14 protein-coding genes are annotated in these 17,863 nt (G+C 52.6%); 4 read left to right on the forward strand and 10 right to left on the reverse strand.

Features of this window, described 5'->3' with window-relative positions:
- The first annotated feature begins 49 nt into the window (after nt 1-49).
- Nucleotides 50-2,596, forward strand: a complete 2,547-nt coding sequence (locus tag ACFFJP_RS12500) for a penicillin-binding protein 1A (RefSeq protein WP_377244356.1) — start codon at nt 50-52, stop codon at nt 2,594-2,596.
- A gap of 111 nt (nt 2,597-2,707) precedes the next feature.
- On the opposite strand, the gene argH is transcribed toward ACFFJP_RS12500, so the two are convergent.
- From argH to ACFFJP_RS12540, 8 genes are all read right to left on the reverse strand, one after another.
- Nucleotides 2,708-4,090 carry an argininosuccinate lyase gene (gene argH, locus ACFFJP_RS12505; protein ID WP_377244359.1) on the reverse strand — a complete coding sequence of 461 codons (1,383 nt, stop codon included), beginning with the start codon at nt 4,088-4,090 and terminating at the stop codon, nt 2,708-2,710.
- 67 nt (nt 4,091-4,157) lie between these two features.
- Nucleotides 4,158-5,378 carry an argininosuccinate synthase gene (locus ACFFJP_RS12510; RefSeq protein ID WP_377244362.1) on the reverse strand — a complete coding sequence of 407 codons (1,221 nt, stop codon included), beginning with the start codon at nt 5,376-5,378 and terminating at the stop codon, nt 4,158-4,160.
- A gap of 10 nt (nt 5,379-5,388) precedes the next feature.
- Complete coding sequence (locus ACFFJP_RS12515) at nt 5,389-6,303, reverse strand: ornithine carbamoyltransferase (RefSeq protein WP_377244365.1); 915 nt, start codon at nt 6,301-6,303, stop codon at nt 5,389-5,391.
- A gap of 113 nt (nt 6,304-6,416) precedes the next feature.
- Complete coding sequence (gene argB, locus ACFFJP_RS12520) at nt 6,417-7,187, reverse strand: acetylglutamate kinase (RefSeq protein ID WP_377244368.1); 771 nt, start codon at nt 7,185-7,187, stop codon at nt 6,417-6,419.
- Nucleotides 7,180-8,223: an N-acetyl-gamma-glutamyl-phosphate reductase gene (gene argC, locus ACFFJP_RS12525; RefSeq protein ID WP_377244371.1), complete on the reverse strand. Its 1,044-nt coding sequence runs from the start codon at nt 8,221-8,223 to the stop codon at nt 7,180-7,182. Before argC ends, argB begins: the two co-directional genes overlap by 8 nt.
- A 273-nt stretch (nt 8,224-8,496) precedes the next feature.
- Nucleotides 8,497-10,266 carry a C4-dicarboxylic acid transporter DauA gene (gene dauA, locus ACFFJP_RS12530; RefSeq protein WP_377244374.1) on the reverse strand — a complete coding sequence of 590 codons (1,770 nt, stop codon included), beginning with the start codon at nt 10,264-10,266 and terminating at the stop codon, nt 8,497-8,499.
- A gap of 42 nt (nt 10,267-10,308) precedes the next feature.
- On the reverse strand, nt 10,309-10,923 hold the full coding sequence (locus ACFFJP_RS12535) for a hypothetical protein (protein ID WP_377244377.1): 615 nt from the start codon (nt 10,921-10,923) through the stop codon (nt 10,309-10,311).
- Nucleotides 10,924-10,945: 22 nt separating this feature from the next.
- Nucleotides 10,946-11,143 carry a hypothetical protein gene (locus ACFFJP_RS12540; protein WP_377244380.1) on the reverse strand — a complete coding sequence of 66 codons (198 nt, stop codon included), beginning with the start codon at nt 11,141-11,143 and terminating at the stop codon, nt 10,946-10,948.
- Between the two features lie 476 nt (nt 11,144-11,619).
- Between ACFFJP_RS12540 and ACFFJP_RS12545 the strand changes: the two genes are divergently transcribed.
- Nucleotides 11,620-12,954, forward strand: coding sequence for a HAMP domain-containing histidine kinase (locus ACFFJP_RS12545; protein ID WP_377244383.1), 1,335 nt, complete (start codon nt 11,620-11,622; stop codon nt 12,952-12,954).
- The gene (locus ACFFJP_RS12550; RefSeq protein ID WP_377244386.1) at nt 12,951-13,484 is read left to right on the forward strand and encodes a response regulator transcription factor; all 534 of its coding nucleotides are present in this window, start codon (nt 12,951-12,953) and stop codon (nt 13,482-13,484) included. Before ACFFJP_RS12545 ends, ACFFJP_RS12550 begins: the two co-directional genes overlap by 4 nt.
- A gap of 40 nt (nt 13,485-13,524) precedes the next feature.
- Here the strand turns inward: ACFFJP_RS12550 and metL are convergent, their stop codons facing one another.
- Nucleotides 13,525-15,957, reverse strand: a complete 2,433-nt coding sequence (gene metL, locus ACFFJP_RS12555; RefSeq protein WP_377244389.1) for a bifunctional aspartate kinase/homoserine dehydrogenase II — start codon at nt 15,955-15,957, stop codon at nt 13,525-13,527.
- Between the two features lie 5 nt (nt 15,958-15,962).
- On the reverse strand, nt 15,963-17,246 hold the full coding sequence (gene metB / locus ACFFJP_RS12560; RefSeq protein ID WP_377244392.1) for a cystathionine gamma-synthase: 1,284 nt from the start codon (nt 17,244-17,246) through the stop codon (nt 15,963-15,965).
- Nucleotides 17,247-17,423: 177 nt separating this feature from the next.
- On the opposite strand from metB, the gene metJ reads away from it, so the two are divergent.
- A complete protein-coding gene (gene metJ, locus ACFFJP_RS12565; RefSeq protein ID WP_031567174.1) occupies nt 17,424-17,759 on the forward strand; it encodes a met regulon transcriptional regulator MetJ in 336 nt (111 codons plus the stop codon).
- Nucleotides 17,760-17,863: the final 104 nt, after the last annotated feature.

Raw genomic sequence — 17,863 nt, forward strand, 5'->3', positions numbered from 1 at the left:
ATACTAGCAGCCTATTTTGGTAAAGGGCAGCAAAAATTGGGGCTATTCAGTGTCTTGGCTTAAAAAACTTGTCATTATCCTGTTGAGTTGTCTGACCTTAGGCGTACTTAGCATTGGCATCACTTATCTGGTGCTTAAAAACGATCTGCCGAGCGTCGAAACGCTGAAAGATGTGCGCCTGCAAACACCGATGCGGGTTTTCAGTCAGGACGGCGAATTAATTTCCCAATTTGGTGAAAAACGCAGGATCCCGCTTAAACTCAACGAAATGCCACCGATGCTGATAAAAGCAGTGTTGGCCACCGAAGATTCACGCTTCTATGAGCATCCGGGTATTGATTTGATAGGCGTGATGCGTGCGGCCTCGGTTGTGGCCACCACTGGCGACTATAGCCAGGGTGCATCGACTATCACTCAGCAGTTGGCCCGGTTGTTCTTCCTGAGCCGGGAAAAGAAAATCATCCGCAAGGTCAAAGAAGCTTTTCTGGCGATCCATATCGAAGAGCTGCTAAGCAAAGACGAAATCTTAGAACTGTATCTGAACCGGATTGAACTGGGACAGCGTGCTTTTGGCGTCGGTGCCGCAGCGCAAGTGTATTTCGGGAAAAACATTCAGGACCTGACGCTGTCAGAAATCGCAATTATCGCCGGTTTGCCACAAGCGCCTTCAGTGCTGAACCCAGTCCGTTCTCCCAGCCGTGCCCGTGCCCGCCGTAATATTGTGCTGGGCCGCATGCTGGCGGAAAAATATATCACGCAGCAAGAATACGACGATGCGATTCAGGCGCCTATTGTTTCCAAGTTACACGGCGCTCAGGTCACAGCTTCTGCCCCTTATCTTGCAGAGATGGTCCGGCAGGAAGTCGTGGCCCGTTATGGTGAAGAAGAAGCCTATTCCAAAGGGTTCCAGGTTTTTACCACCGTTGATGCCCGCCAACAAACCAAAGCAGTCAATGCGTTGCAAGCCAATCTGCATGCCTATGATGAACGACATGGCTTCCGCGGCGCTGTCAAAACAGTCTGGCCTGCGGAAAAAGTGGTCGCTGCCGATGGCAGCATCAGTTTTAAAGAAGATAAACGTTTTTCGGACGAAGCCATTCTGGCCTACCTCGATGAGCAGGATAGTATTGAAAAATTGCAACCGGCGGTTGTGACGCAGGTCATGGCTCAAAGCGCTGAAGTGATGATCTCCGGCGGTCGTAAAATAGAACTGCCGTGGGATGGGCTGAAATGGGCCCGGGCTTATATCAGCAATGAACGACAAGGCAATGCGCCGAGTCTGGCCGGTCAGGTACTGGCGCCTGGGATGCTCATCTATGTGCGCGAACAGGAAGGCCAATGGCGTCTGAGCCAATTGCCACAGGCCAGCAGTGCATTGGTCGCGATGAACCCGAAAGATGGCGCAATCCGTGCTTTAGTCGGTGGCTATAGCTTCAGTCAGACGCAGTTTAACCGCGTAACTCAAGCCAACCGTCAGGTTGGCTCCAACATTAAACCTTTTATTTATTCCGCCGCGCTCGAGCATGGTTACACGCTCGCCTCCGTCATCAACGATGCACCGATCCATGAATGGGATGAGGGCTCAGGACAGGCTTGGCGACCGAAAAACTCACCGGAAGAATACGACGGTCCAATCCGCTTGCGCGAAGCCTTAGCAAAATCGAAAAACGTGGTGTCTGTTCGCTTAATTAGTGGTGTCGGCATTGACCATACCATTGGTCATCTGGCGAAGTTCGGCTTTCATGCCAAGGACTTACCCCGCAATCAGACGTTAGCACTTGGCTCTGCATCGTTGACCCCTCTGGAGCTGGTGACGGGTTATGCTGTATTCGCCAACGGCGGCTATCTGGTGAAACCTTATGTCATCACCAAAATTCTCGACGACCAGAATAATCTGATTTATGAACATCAGTCCGTCAGTGTCTGTGACCAGTGCGAACAGCTTGCCACCAACGCTGCGGAAGCAAACTCTGGCGAAGTGCAACCGGTAACCAATGATGCACCAGGCACGCCGGCAGTGGCAGCAGACCCGGCGGTGACAGAACCGCCAAAACCGACCGAGCAATACGCGCCGCGGGTGATCTCGGCACAAAATGCCTTCCTGATTGCCGAAGCAATGAAAAGTGCCATTTGGGGTGGACCGGGCTGGAATGGCACGGCCCACAAGTTAAAAGCGTTAAAACGTCGCGATATCTCCGGTAAAACCGGCACGACCAACGACGTGAAAGACGCCTGGTTCAGCGGTTTTACACCGGATCTGGTGATCACCAGCTGGGTTGGTTTTGATGATTCCGAAAGTGTGTTAGGCCGTTCTGTCACCTTAGGCGGCGAATCAGGCGCAACCACTGCGCTGCCAAGCTGGCAGAACTTTGCCGAACTGGCGCTGGAGAATACTCCTGAGCAATTCCCGCCAACACCGACAGGGATTGTCTCAGTGCGGATCGACCGCAAAACCGGTTTGTTAACCCAGGCCAGTGATGATAGTAGTGAGTTTGAATACTTCATGCAGGGCACTGAACCGACGCAATATGCCGACCCGGTGAATCCGTTACAACCGGATCAACAAAAACCGGCGGAGATTGATATTTTCCGTTAAACAGCGCAGGTTGCGCCAAACTGCTCCCTGCGTTTGGCGCCTGCCCTGCCGCGAAAACAATAAAGCCGCATCACTGCGGCTTTATTATTGGTCGGACAGACAACGCTGAGGCTATGCCAGTGTTTCGAACCAGGCTTCTGCCGCGCTGAGAGCCTGCCCCACCTGCACCGGACAAGTACCACCCAGCGCCGAGCGTTTTGCCATGCCCGCTTCAATGGTCAGTGCCGGATACACGTCTTCGCTGATAAGCGCACTGACTTCCTGCAGCTCAGCCAAGCTCAGCTGCTCCAGCGCGACTTGCTTGGCGGCAGCTTTTAACACCAGCTCGCCGGATAACTCGTGCGCATCACGAAAGGCAATGCCTTTACTGACCAGATAATCAGCAAGGTCGGTGGCATTGCTGTAGCCAAGTTCAGCCGCTTTGCGGCAACGGTCCACGTTGACAGACAAATGTGGCAGACAAGTCGCCAGCACCAGCAGACATTGTTGCCAGGTACTCATTAAATCGAAAAAGCCTTGTTTGTCTTCTTGCATATCTTTGTTGTAGGCCAATGGCAGGCCTTTGAGGATATGCAGAATCGCCACCAGATGGCCGAGTACCCGGCCGGTTTTGCCGCGCAATAACTCGAACACATCCGGGTTTTTCTTCTGCGGCATTAACGAGGAGCCGCTGGAAATTGCATCGCCGAGTTTAAAGAAGCCCGCTTCGCCGGAGCAGAAGAAAATCACATCTTCCGACAAACGCGATAAGTGCGTCAGACAGATGCTGGCGCAGGCCGACAACTCGACGACATAATCACGATCTGACACTGCATCAAGACTGTTGCGCGCGGCCTGGCTAAAGCCTAAACGCTGCGCCAAAGCCTGACGGTCCATCGCTACACCAGTGCCCGCCAAAGCGCCTGACCCTAACGGGCAACTGTCGAGGCGTTTTAACGCATCGTCAATCCGGCTTAAATCACGACGGAACATTTCAACATAAGCCAGCGCCCAATGACTGACCAGCACCGGCTGTGCACGTTGCAAATGAGTAAAACCAGGCATCACAGCGCCATGGTGCAGGCGGGCGAAATTCAGTAAAGCGCCGATAGCGCCAGTCAGCGCCTGTTGCACCAGCTGCGCATTCAGCCGGCTCCACAAACGTAAATCGGTCGCGACCAAATCATTACGTGAACGGCCGGTGTGCAATTTTTTTGCGATCACACCGATTTTGTCGCCGAGTTTCAGTTCAACCCAGCTGTGAATATCTTCTTCAGAGGTCGCAAGCGGCAACTGTGGATTGGCCGTCACTTCATCTGCCAGTTCTGCCAGCGCGCGGTCGAGTGCCTTGGCCTCGTCCGCAGTGATGATGCCGCCTTCGAGTAAACCACCGGCCCAGGCACGTGAACAGGCGATATCCTGCTGCGCCAGCAAATAGTCAAAACTCAATGAATCATTAAATGCCCGGAATTCTTCCAGACTCGCTTCCTGGAAGCGGCCGCCCCACATCGCCATACTGACCTCAACAAATCTTATGAACAAAAGCCGGGCAAGCCCGGCGTTTTTTTAACACTTTCCGGCGTTATTCTTTCACGCTATGCAAAGCGCGGATGCGGCTCGCCAGGCTGTACAGGCGGATAAAACCGGCCGCATCTTTCTGGTTATACACTTCATCACCGTCAAAAGTCGCGAAGGCTTCTGAATACAGGCTGTTCGGTGAACGGCGTTTAGCCACTGTCACCTGACCTTTATACAGCTTCACTACGATGTCACCGGTCAGCTGTTCCGCCAGTGAATTAGACGCGGCAAACAGTGCATCTTTTAACGGCGTGAACCAACGGCCGTCGTATACCAGCTGTGCCACTTCCAGGCCCACTTCTTCACGGTATTTCAATGAAGTGCGGTCATAAACCAGCGATTCAAGCGCGCGCAGCGCCGCTACGATAATAGTGCCACCCGGCGTTTCATAGCAGCCACGGGATTTCATACCAACCAGACGGTTTTCGACGATATCGATCCGGCCAACACCATGAATAGAGCCCGCTTTGTTCAGCTGCTCAATGGCCTCAACACCTGATACCGCTTTGCCATCAATGGCTGACAGTTCGCCTTTAACAAAGCTCAGTTGAATGTATTCGGCTTTATCCGGTGCTTGCTCTGGAGAGTTGGTCCACATCCAGACTTGCTCAGACGGCTCGTTCCACGGGTTCTCCAGCTCGCCGCCTTCATGTGAAATGTGGAACAGGTTGGCGTCGCGGCTATAAATTTTGGTCGCGGTGGCTGTGGTCGGCACTTTTTTCTCGGCGAGGTAATTGAGCAGCGACTGACGGGAGTTGAATTCCCACTCCCGCCACGGCGCAATGACTTTTAACTGTGGAGCTAAGGCAGCAAATGCGCCTTCAAAGCGGACCTGATCATTACCTTTACCGGTACAACCGTGACACAGCGCGTCAGCGCCCAGTTTCAACGCCAGCTCAACCTGGGCACGGGCGATAATTGGCCGCGCCATCGAAGTACCCAGCAGGTATTGGCCTTCATACACAGCACCGGCTTTCAGTGTTGGGTAAATCACTTCTTTAACAAACTGTTCTTTTAAATCCACGACGTAGCAGCTGCTGGCACCGGAATTGATCGCTTTTTGCTCAACGCCTTCTAAGTCTTCAGCACCCTGGCCAACGTCGGCCACAAAGGCAATCACTTCGCAGTCATAGTTATCTTTCAGCCATGGCACGATGGCCGAAGTATCCAGACCACCGGAATAAGCTAAAACGACTTTTTTCACACCTTTTTTTAATTCGCTCATGAGACAAACCTCAACTAAATAAACTGACTAAAACGGCATTCTGGACATGCATGCGGTTTTCCGCCTGACGCAGCACCAGAGAATAATCACTGTCCAGCACTTCGCTGGTCACTTCCTGACCGCGGTGCGCGGGCAGGCAGTGCATAAAATGTTTGGCGCCGAGGCGCTGCATCACTGCAGTATTGATCTGAAATGGCGCAAAGGCCCTTTCGATCTGCGCCGGATCGGCTTTATTGCCCATCGACAACCAGGTATCGGTATAAATTGCATCCGCGCCAGCAGCGGCAGACACGTGCTGACTCAACGTCAGTTTGGCGCCACTTTGCGCTGCTAAGGCCTGCGCCCGTAACAGCACATGCGCATCCGGACCAAAGCCCGGGGGCGTCACCACGGTCAGTGTCATGCCTAAAATCGCGGCACCCAACATTAGTGAGTGACAGACATTATTGCCGTCGCCGACAAACGCCAAATGGACTTTAGACAAATCGCCCAGCACTTCCTGCAAGGATAATAAATCAGCTAAGGCCTGACACGGATGGTACAGGTCACTTAAGGCATTGATCACTGGTTTTTTGCTGCTCGACGCCAGTTTTAACAGCGTTTGTTGTGAATAGACTCGTGCAACAATGGCATCACACCAGCAGGCCAGATTAGAACCGAAGTCTTCGACCGATTCCCGCACGCCCATGGCGCCGTTTTGCTGGTCCAGATACACGCTGTGACCGCCAAGCTTGTAGATGCCGACGTCGAAGCTGACCCGGGTCCGCAATGAAGGCTTTTCAAACAATAACGCGATACTTTTGCCTTTTAACGCCTGGCTGTACTCTTCCGGGGTTTGTTTGATTTGACTGGCCAGCGCCAGTAAACCGGACAACTGACTTTTGCTTAAATCCGCTAAACACAGTAACTGCGATAATTGACTCATTGTTTCACACTGCACGGCCGCGACGGGCCACCTTTTTTTGAGGAAATCTGTCCGGCAACGGACACCTCTCCTGTTCAGGGTGCCCGCGCGTTAGAAAACAGATTTCAGTGGGGTTACCAACTGATACAAGTGCCAACTTCCTGCTGTTGCATCAGCTTCAATAAATCTTCCGGCTGCTGCCAGCCTGCGACGATGATAGGTCGTCGCAATGCCGCGGCCGTTTCCAGCGCCGCGTCGAGTTTCACTTTCATGCCGCCTTTAATCACACCGCTATCAACCAGCGCCTGCGCTTGCGCGCTATTCAGCGATTTAATCAGCTGACCATTGCCATCCAGAATGCCTGGGACATCTGTCAGCAACACCAAAGTACCCTGCACCAGCTGACAAATGGCTGCTGCGGCGATATCAGCGTTCACGTTCAGCAATTGGCCGTCATCACTTAAGCCAATGGAGCTGAATACCGGCACAAAACCTTTTTGAATCAGCGTGTTGACCAAAGTGCCGTCGTTGGCTCTTGCAATACCCACAGCGCCCAATTTGGTATTGACGTCAAATTTGAGGCTCTGCCCGGCTGCCAGCGTCAAGCCTACGGCGTTTAATCCGGCCAGCTGCGCCCGTGCGACCATCAAGCCATTCACCGCACCGGCTAATGCTCCAGTGATGACCGGCATTTGCTCTGGCGGTGATACCCGTTGACCATCAATCTTTTGCGTGTCAAAACCAAAAGTCGCCAGCCAGCTGTCGACCTGTGCACCGCCGCCATGCACCAGTACCAGTGGATATTCCGCGGCCAGGCCCTTAATGACAGTCAGTAAACTATCCAGCGCCTGCATATCTTCCAGCAGCCGACCGCCCATCTTCAGCACTAATGGTGACTTATTCATGACAAACTCCGCCGCCAAGCAAACCTGCCGTTTCCGGCTTGCCAAATTTGACGTTGGCCGCCTGCATGGCCTGCGCCGCAGCGCCTTTAAGCAGGTTGTCGAGCGCTGACACCACCACAACTTGTTCACCGTCGATTTGCCAGAAAATATCGCAATATGGCGTACCAGCCACATCCGCCACATTCGGCGAGGTGGTTAATAACCGCACCAGCGGTTTGCCGTGATAAGCCTGTTCAAACGCAGCTTTGACCTGCTCGACAGTGACACCGGCTTTTAACGTCACGACGCTGGTCGCCAGAATGCCGCGTTTAAAATTACCAAGGTGTGGCGTGAACACCACTTTACGGCCCAAATTCTGTTCGATTTCCGGTCTGTGTCTGTGCTTAAAGAAGCCGTAAGCATTCAAGCCGACTTCACAAAACGAGGTGCTTAACGCAGCCTTACGACCGGCGCCTGAGACACCACTCGTCGCACTGATCACCGGGATATTGTCGTCGGTGAGTAAGCCGGCTTTCACTAAAGGCAACAGAGCAAGCGATGCCGCCGTAACGTAACAGCCCGGCACAGAAATCAGCTGTGGTAACGGCTGGTCCAGCCACTCCATCAGTGAATACACGGCTTCGTTAATCAGTTCAGGATGCTGGTGCGCATAACCATAATATTTGGGATATAAATCCGGGTCTTTCAGCCGGAATGCGCCGGATAAATCGACCACCACAATGCCGGCCGCCATCAGTTTCGGCGCAACTTCTTCACTGGCCTCATGCGGCAGCGCTAAAAAGGCAACATCGACTTTGCCGCGGATATTCTCAATCTCAGCGTCGGTCCAAGGCTGAACCAGTAGATCAAGCTGACCTTTATGCCGCGGGTACAACGAAGAAAAAGACTCTGGCTGCCGGCCGGCAGAGGCGTAGGCATGGCAGAGTGCAAAGTGAGGGTTACGCGCCAATAACACGCAGAGTTCGGCACCGCTATAACCGGCGGCACCTAATACTGCGCTGCGAATCACTGAACTGGTGGCAGATTGTGATGACATCTTGTGGTCAGTCTCCAAATGCTAAATAAAAAATGGCCACACCAAAAACTGCGGCCAGTGTATCGGGGTCTTCATGCACTTTCAAGAATTATTATGCTGTTTTTGTGAATTATTATATTATTCAAATTCACTTTCAGCTGTTGCATAAAGATGCAACGCGCGCCAACGCAGACAAAGCAAGGCCCGGCACGCCATGACTGCTATTGTCGCAGAGTACAGACTGCATGAATATGAAAATTTAGCAGACGGCAAAGCGGCTGCCAGCCGGGCCTGTTACAGGCCCGGGTTGTCGAGCGCACTGAAACCGGCCAGATAGTCCGTGTCCCGTTTTGGTATCAGCCGCAGCGCGTCTGCCAGGGTAGGATAAAAAGATAACAAACCGTCAATGGGCCGGACTTTGGCTTTGGCCAGCGTTTTTAACACCTGAAATTGCAAATCAACTAACATCACATGGCATTGATACTGCGACGTTGCCGTGAGGAACTTATCAAAGGCAGCAAGCCCACCGGCGTCGAGCAGCGTGACACCATCCATCAGGATCACCACCTGTTGCTGCTCTTTGCATAACACCGCCAGTTCAGCAAAAACCCGATCTGCCGCAGCGAAAAACAACGGCCCGCTGATGCGAAATACTTTATGCCGCGGCGCTAGTTTTTCACTCACCAGCCTTGGATTTTCAGTCACGTCCGACACCTTGGTCATTTCGGCGACTTCGCGTACAAACAACAGTGCCGCGATGATAATGCCGCAACTGATGGCGATCACCATGTCAAATAACACGGTGAAAGAGAAACAAACCGCGAACACCAGCACGTCGCTACGCGGTGCTGTGTTGATCAGATGCAGCGCTTTGGGTGCCTCACTCATGTTCCAGGCCACGACCAACAACAATGCAGCCATCCCAGCTAATGGCAGGTAACTGAGTACCGGCGCTAAAGCAAACAAAGCCAGTAACACGACACCGGCATGGACCATACCGGACACTGGCGAAACAGCCCCTGCCCGCACGTTCGCTGCGGAGCGCGCCAATGCTGCGGTGGCGGTCATCCCACCAAAAAATGGCGCGACGATATTGCCAATACCTTGTCCCAGCAATTCACTATTGGCACTATGACGCCGGCCTGTCATACCGTCCAACACCATGGCACAGAGCAGCGATTCAATAGCGCCGAGCATCGCCATAGCAAAAGCCGCCGTTAATAAGTCTTTGACCAGCTCAGAACTCCACTGCAACGGTTGTCCGTCCGCCCCCGGTAATAACCAGGGCCATTGCAGGCTCGGCAACATATCCGGAATGCCGGCAGCAACAGAACCGTCGGCCGCAGTGTAATGAAAACGACTGCCGATGGTTTCGACCGGATAACCGAAGTGATTGAGCGCAAGCGCCAATAAAGTGGCAGTGATCACTGCAGGTAAATGCGGCGGAATACGGCTGCCGAGCTTAGGCCACAGCAACATCAGCCATAACGTGATGGCTGCGACCAGCATCGCTGGCCAATGTGCAGTGTCTGCCGCTTTTAGCAGCACCTGTAGCTTCTCCAGATAATGTTCCGGCATCACATCAACGCTAAGTCCGAACAAATCGCGCAACTGCAAGGTCGCAATCACCACGGCAATGCCAGCGGTGAAGCCTAAGGTCACCGCTTCCGGGATGTATTGGATAAACCGGCCGAGCCGCAGCACCGCCATTGCCACCAAAATACCGCCGGACAGCATAGTGGCGAGCAATAAGCCGCCAAGACCGTACTTTTGCACGACCGGATATAAAATGACGATAAAAGCCGCAGTCGGGCCTGAGATGCTGTAGCGCGAACCGCCACAGAGTGGGATCAGAAAACCGGCAATAATTGCCGTGTACAAACCATATTGCGGCGGCACACCACAGGCGATGGCCAGCGCCATTGCCAACGGGATGGCAATAATGCCGACGCTAATACCGGCCAGGATGTCTTTACCGAGCTCAGAAAAACCATACCCTTCCGCCGCTGCTTCACGCAGTGCATGAAAAATCCGCAACGAAAACAAATGAGCACGGTGCGACATCAAACAGCCTCACAACCCTAAAACTCTATTGTAGGAATAAAATCACGGCGCCAGAAATTTGTTTTGAATTTTCTGCAGAATTTTCCAGCGGTTAGGATCGAGCAATAGAGCCCAGATACTGAGTTCGAACAGAGTTTTTAAAGTCAATTTAATGGCATGTTGATGTTCATAAATCCAGGGTTTGCTTTTGCCATAAAAGGATGGATCCATGGTATAAATCACATATTCCATCGCCTGCAAACAGGCTATCAACGATGAAAACGCCAGTAGCAGCGCCATCAAATACACCTGGGGAACATAGCCCTGCCTTTTTGCCCGAAATAATTTCAGCAATGCCGTATCATCATGATAATGCACGATACAAAACGCCATCACCAAATCTATCAGTGCCGAACATAGGTAATACACCAGAGCAGTATCCAGCGTTTTAAGGAAATAAGAGATTGGGAACTGTAGTAACTTTATAAAGACGATTAATAACAGCAGCGGCAGGATCTGCCGGCGTTGCAGACTGAACAAAGCAATGATGGCAATAGAACCGAAAGAAATCAGTCGCTCAAAGTCGGGCTGATGATTCAGATAAAATGGAGCCGCCATTGCAATGATACATAACAAAGTGGCGGCTGTATTTTTTAGAAAGTCTGATGTCTGATTCACAGAACCTGCATTTGTCCAAATTTTAGTTTTTGATCCAGATTGGACCGTCGCTGTCACCGATATGTAATGCGCTGACAACGCCATCGTTCGATTTCAGTGAAATGCCACCGCTGACTTGCGCCAGTTCAGCTGAATTTAACTCGACCAGCTCTGCTGATTGTTCTTGTTTAGATACTGGAAACAGAGCTGCGAACAGTTTTGATTTTGCATTGAATTTCATGATGAGTAAATCCTTTAATTGTAAAGATTATTTGGTTTGGATTCTAAGTACCCTGACCCGGATCATGCAGATCCAGCGGGCGCAAATTGAAATTGCAAAGTCAGTGCCAGCTACTAAACCATCAAAATAAAATATGTTTTTTCATTATATTTCAACCACATAAAACACAATCACAGGAAGATCCATCAGCAATTCGCCAAAGCCGGCTACAGATCCGACCTCAAGCGGCGATATTTTTCCGCCGCTGCCGGGGCTGCTTGCCACATTTTGCCGCCGGTTAACTGTCAAGATTCTGTCACTTCATCCATCAGCTGCGGCAAAATGCCACATGCCGCAAAGCGCAAACAGCGGATATAGTCAGTGCTGACTCAGTACAGCGTGCATTGGACCGTGACTTTTTACGACCGACTGCGTAGTCTGAACCTGTCAGTTTTTTGCAACGGGCGCTAAGCGCCCGCTTTTTTTGAGAGCGCTTTATGCTGCAGGATCCGCTCAGCCCTGAGTCAAAACCTCACAGTCAAATCAAGCAATTACAGAAATTCCGTTGGGGCTTGGTCGGCACGGCTTATTTAGCCGCCCTGGCAGCCTGGATCTTTCATTATCCAATTAGCAGCTGGCCATTGATGCTGCTGTTGTTATCGTTGTACGGCTGTACCAACCTGTCATTGGTGTGGCTGCCCGGCGCGGCACAACACCCGCAGCGTATTTTTGCATTGGCGATCCTGTACGATCTGAGCTTATTTACCCTGATGCTGGCTTTGTCCGGTGGTGCTAGTAATGGTCTGATTGCTTTGTTGTTATTGCCAGTTGCAGTCAGTGCGGTGTTGTTGCCTCGCCGCATCGCGTTGCTGACCGCGACGCTGGCAGTCACTTGTTATCTGCTACTAGCGATCTTGTTGCCACTGAGTCAGGTTGATCCGAATACCGGCCAACTTATTTATGACCCGCATGCCGCACACCGCAGTCATCAGGTTTTTATCGATGGCACAGAGCAAAGCCAGATGATGCCAGAACAATTCAGCTCGCATTTGTGGCAAATGGCCTGGGCTTTTGCCTTGTCGGCGTTTTTTATTGCCGCTTTTGGCAGTGCGCAGGCGCGACTGGTACGACAGAAAAGCCGGGAGTTGTACCAGTTGCAACAACAGCAATCTCAACAGGAACAGATGCTGGCTGTCGCGACTTATGCGGCAAACGCAGCACATGACCTGGCAACCCCGCTACAAAACCTGACCTTGTTGACCGACGAATTAAGTGACTCCCCGCCGGATCCCACGCTGCTGGCTGACCTACGCGAGGAAGTCCGCCGCTGTCAGCGTATTGTCCAGCAACTACGGCAAAACGCGCTGCAGCTGCGCCAGCCGCAAGCCAAAGAAGCACTCTGCGGGGTGGCACAGCGGGCATTAAAACTATGGCTGGTGAGCCGGCCAGAGATCAGTCTGACGCTGACAGAACACATCGACCATACCGAAAATCCGGTCGCAGATGCGCTGGCCTGGTCTGCCGCACTATTCAACATTCTGGATAATGCTGCGGACGCCAGTTTGGCTCAGCAGCAACCGAGGCTCGATATCAGGATTAGCCAGCACCAGCAGCAGTTTAGTATGCAAATCAGAGACTTCGGCCAGGGGTTACCAGCAGAACAGCTGGCAACCTTGGGCAAAACACCGTATGACAGTGCTGAAGGCCTCGGTCTTGGCCAGTTTTTGGCAAACAGCAGTATTGAACGCTGTGGTGGCCAGGTGTTGAGGCGTCGGGCAGAAGGTGTTGGCCTCATCACCGAAATCCGTTACCCAGCAAAGGGTGTCCAATGAAACTGACTCTGTTAGATGATGATGAGATCCTGTTGCGAACCTTGCAGCGGCGATTTACGGCTGCCGGTTATCAGGTTCAGACATTTACCACGCCACCGCCACTGGCAGAACTGCTGGCGACAGCAGCTGACGTCTGGCTGATTGATTTGCGTTTTGGTGATACGTCTGGCCTCAATTACATCGCACCACTACGTGCAGCGCTGCCCAATTGCCGTATTTTGTTGCTGACGGGTTTTGCCAGTATTGCCACCGCAGTGCAGGCGGTCAAACTTGGCGCCGACGACTATTTGACTAAACCTGTTGATTTTGCGGTGTTATTGCAGGCACTGACCAGCGAGCCCAATCAGCCCGTAACGGGTGAACCTTGTTATGAAGACAAAGAGACTTTATTGTCGGCCGATCAGATGGAATGGGAGCATATTCAGCGGGTGTTGGCGCAGCAGGATGGCAATATCAGCCAAACTGCGCGGCTGCTTGGTATGCATCGACGTACCTTGCAGCGCAAGCTGCTAAAACACAGACCCGGCTAATATTCCGGGTCTTGTCTGTTAAAAAACTTCAGAGTAGTACTCAGGCGCGCGGATTGGCCCAGGCCGCAGCTTGTGCCTGACTATGCCGCGCCGCCTTGGCAGCCGCAATTTGCTGACGGGCCAGGATCGCCAGATCGGCGTGGATCCCCCCGGCAGTAACCTGACGACCAGCGCCTGGCCCTTTTAGCACCAGCGGATTAGCCTGATACCAGTCACTTTCTATAACAAACACATTGTCGCAGGCCTGGATCGCCGCCAGCGGATGATCAGGTGCCACTGTCAGCAGCTCGACCCGGGCTTTCGGACCTTGTGGTGTTACCGCAAGCGTTGCGACATAACGCAGCACCTTTCCGGCCGCTGTAGCACTGGCATAAGTATCGGCAAGAGCATTGTCGAGTTCGGCACGGCGCGCCCAGAATTCATCCCAGCTCAGCGTATCCAACCCGGCCGGCAGCAGCGGCGTTAATGCGATGTCGCTGATATCCAGACTGAGCCCCAGTTCACGCGCTAACACCAGCAGTTTACGCTGTACATCTTTGCCGGACAGATCATCGCGCGGATCCGGCTCAGTCAACCCTTCCGCCTGCGCCTGCAGCACAAATTCGGAAAAAGGCGCACTGCCGTCGTATTTGCACAATAACCAGGACAGAGTACCGGAGAAAATGCCACTGATTTGATGGATTTGATCACCGGAGCTTTGTAATTCCTGCAGCAAACGCTGCACCGGTAAACCGGCGCCACAAGTGGTATTGGCCTGCCAGCTGACCTGCTGCTCAGCAACGGTGGCGATGATCTGCTGATATTGCGGCAATGGCAGCGTCACGCCTTGTTTATTGGCGCTGATTAAATGGCAGCCAGTGCGGACAATATCGACGTAATCTTCGGCAAAGCTGCGGCTCGGCGTGATATCGACCAAGACTTTCGGATCCGGTAAACCAGTCAAATAATCCAACAGATCCTGCTTTTGATAAGGCGCGGCAACAGCAAGTGCCTGCTGCCAGTCTGCAACATCGATCTGGTCGCTAAATACCGCCTGGCGCGAGTTAAACAACCCGGCGAGACGCAACTCAATCTGGCCGGCGTAAGTCTGTTGCTGTTTCGCTAACAAGCTGAGGAATTCTGAACCGACATTGCCAGTCCCTGCCACCACGATATTCAACCGAACTGTGGTCGGCAGTAACAACTGGTGGAGTTCCGTCAGTTCGTTGGCCGTCAGCGCAGGACTAAACAGCCAGAGTGCCAGTTCGTCATCCTGAAAACTATGCACAGGTTGCTGGCGTTCCAGCCAATGCGCCGCCTGCAGCGGTAGCTGACGTTGTTGCCGTGCCGCCGGTTTCAGCCAGGCAACGGCATAAAATTGTTCAGAGCTGACGCGTGGATAAATCTGTTGTTGTCCGAGGAATTGCAGCAGCACTTCCAGATTTTTTTGCGCCACCAGCCATTGTTTGCAATTGGTTGCCGGCGCAGCAAAGACCGGGAACTGCAGTGCTGCAGCCGCTTGTTGCGGGCTGACTTTACAATGCGCCGGCAATGTCAGTAACACGGCATCGGCCAGATCTGTGACAAATTGCACTTCAATGGCGCTCTGACGGCTGACACGACAACCCGGTTGGTCAGGTTCATAACTGCTGCGCACTATCAATTCTGCCGGATGCTGGGCCAACGGGTTTAACGTTTTAGCGTGCAGCACCGGATTGCCCAGTTCTGCCAACCGGATCGCCAGCGGCCACGGCACCTGGCGGTAAGCGCGCGCTGACGGCACTTTACGCGGGTCTGCGCTGTAAATCGCATCGACATCAGTCCAAATATGTACTGCATCGGCTTTGATCAGCGCGCCGACTATCGTCGCAGAATAGTCACTGCCGTTGCGACCCAACGTGATGCTGTTGTGCTGAGTATCACGGGCGATAAAGCCGGTAACAACATTAAAACCGGCTTGCTGCAGCGGCGCCAATAAGGTAGCTGATTGCTGCCAAAGCACTTGCGCATCGCCCAGCGGTTGGAGCTCGAGGCGTAAAAAGTCACGAGCATCAATAGCTTGTGCCGCTTTATTACGTTCAGTGAGAACCGCACTCAACAACAAGGCCGACAATTTTTCGCCGGTCGCTAACACTTCATTGTGCTGACCCGCCTGCACCAAAGCAGGTAACTGCGCCAGCCAGTTATTCAGTGTATTCAGTGCCTGCGGTGCAGTTTGCGCAGTTAAGGTCCGATTGACCAGCAAGCGTAATTGCGCCGACAGTTGCTGCCATTGGCTATCAAAACTGACCGCATCTGCGGCTGCAGCGATCAGATCCAGCAAATGGTCGGTGGTATCGCCTGGCGCCGACACGACGACCCAGGCACTTTGTTGCGGTTGCTGCAGCAGAATGTCTGCCACTGCATGAAAACGTTCAGCGGTGGCAAGGCTGCTGCCACCGAATTTGTGCACGATGACCTTGTCGGCCTCTGCGGAAAGTTGTTGTACTGCCATGTTCATTACCAAAATGCGGCCAGGGCTGGATTCAGCCGGAAATGTTGTTCGTTTTGTACAGGAGCTGGTTTGACTTCGCTCGGCGCAGTGTCATGGCCTGCTGCAGCGTTGCCACCATCTGCCCGGATTGCCGCAGCAACGGCGGCAAATGCCTGCTCCAGATCGGCCAGCAAATCGCGTGGATCTTCAATCCCGACCGACAAGCGGATTAACGTCGGGCCTATCCCCGCTGTTTTTTGCGCGGCGGCGTCCATCGACGCATGTGTCATAGTGCCGGGATGGCAAATGAGGCTTTCAATACCACCTAACGATTGCGCCAGCGTAAAGCACTCTAATGCTTCGAAAAATACACCGAGGTATTTGGCATCTGCCGCCAGATCAAAGCTGATCATGGCGCCAAAACCATGTTGTTGCGCTTTGGCGATGGCATGGCCCGGATGATCTTTTAAGCCCGGATAATAAATCTTGCCGGCCAGTGGTTGCTGTTGCAGGTAGTCCACCACCAAAGCAGCGTTTTCCTGATGCGCTTTAATCCGCGGTAACAAAGTGCGGATGCCACGGAGTGTCAGATGGGAATCAAAAGCGCCGGCTGTGACGCCGAGGCAGTTGGCCCACCATTTCAATTCATCGCCCAATGCGGCGTCTTTCACAATCAAAGCGCCACCGACAATATCGCTGTGGCCATTTAAATATTTAGTGGTGGAATGCAACACTAAATCCGCGCCGAGCGCGATCGGGTTTTGCAGTGCCGGTGATAAAAAGGTGTTGTCGACCAGCACCAGCGCCTGCAGCGTTTTCGCCAGATCACACACAGCACGCACGTCAGTGATTTGCAGCAGCGGATTACTTGGTGTTTCCAGCCAAATCAGTTTTGGCGAGGCGGCGCTGATTAGTTCTGCCCAGTTGTCTTGCTGAAAATTGACGATCACTAACTTAAAGGCGCGTTTTTTATTGGCCAGATTGGTGAATAAGCGGTAGCTGCCACCGTAACAATCGTGTGGGATCACCAGGGTATCGTCCGGCGTCAGCACCTGCAGCGCCAGCACACAGGCCGACATACCGGTATTGGTCACCAGAGCCTTAGCACCGCCTTCCAGCTGGCACAAAGCATCACCGAGCAGGTCACGGGTTGGGTTATTCGAACGCGAATAATCGTATTTTCCCGGCTGTTTAAACGCCGGTAATTCATAAGTAGAGGTCAGATACATCGGCGGCGTCACCGCACCATAAGCGGGGTCCTGCGCGATACCGGCGCGGGCTGCAACTGTGGCGGAGCGACGTGTGGACATATCAACCTCATACTTTTAGATGTTTAGACGGCTAAAAGTATACAGCGCCAAAAAAGGATGTCAAAACATTTAGACGTCTATCATGATTATTTCTTGCGCAGCGTTTGTTTATGCGCGTATAAAGAGATAAAATTTCGGGCCAAAACGCACAACAAATAATTAAATCAAGGTACAACTATGGCAAAGTGGAATGGTGAATACGTTCACCCCTATGCAGAACACGGCAAGAAATCAGAACAGGTGAAGAAAATCACCGTCTCCATCCCCCTGAATGTATTAAAAGTTTTAACTGATGAGCGTACCCGCCGCCAGGTCAACAACTTACGCCACGCCACCAACAGCGAATTATTATGCGAAGCTTTTTTGCATGCATTTACCGGCCAGCCACTGCCTGCCGATGAAGATTTACGCAAAGATAACCCGCATCAAATCCCGATCGAAGTCCGCAATATCCTGACCAGCATGGGTAAACCGATTCCGGATATTCAGGAAGCAGAATCAGACGAAGAATAAAGACCGACGCAACCGAAAAATTAACAACGACAGGTTGCAGTAAGAGTCGATAATAAATTCAAACAACAGGCATAAAAAAACCGCGGCTCGCCGCGGTTTTTCTT

It is taken from the genome of Rheinheimera tilapiae (assembly GCF_042432165.1).
In the GTDB taxonomy this organism is placed as follows: domain Bacteria; phylum Pseudomonadota; class Gammaproteobacteria; order Enterobacterales; family Alteromonadaceae; genus Pararheinheimera; species Pararheinheimera tilapiae.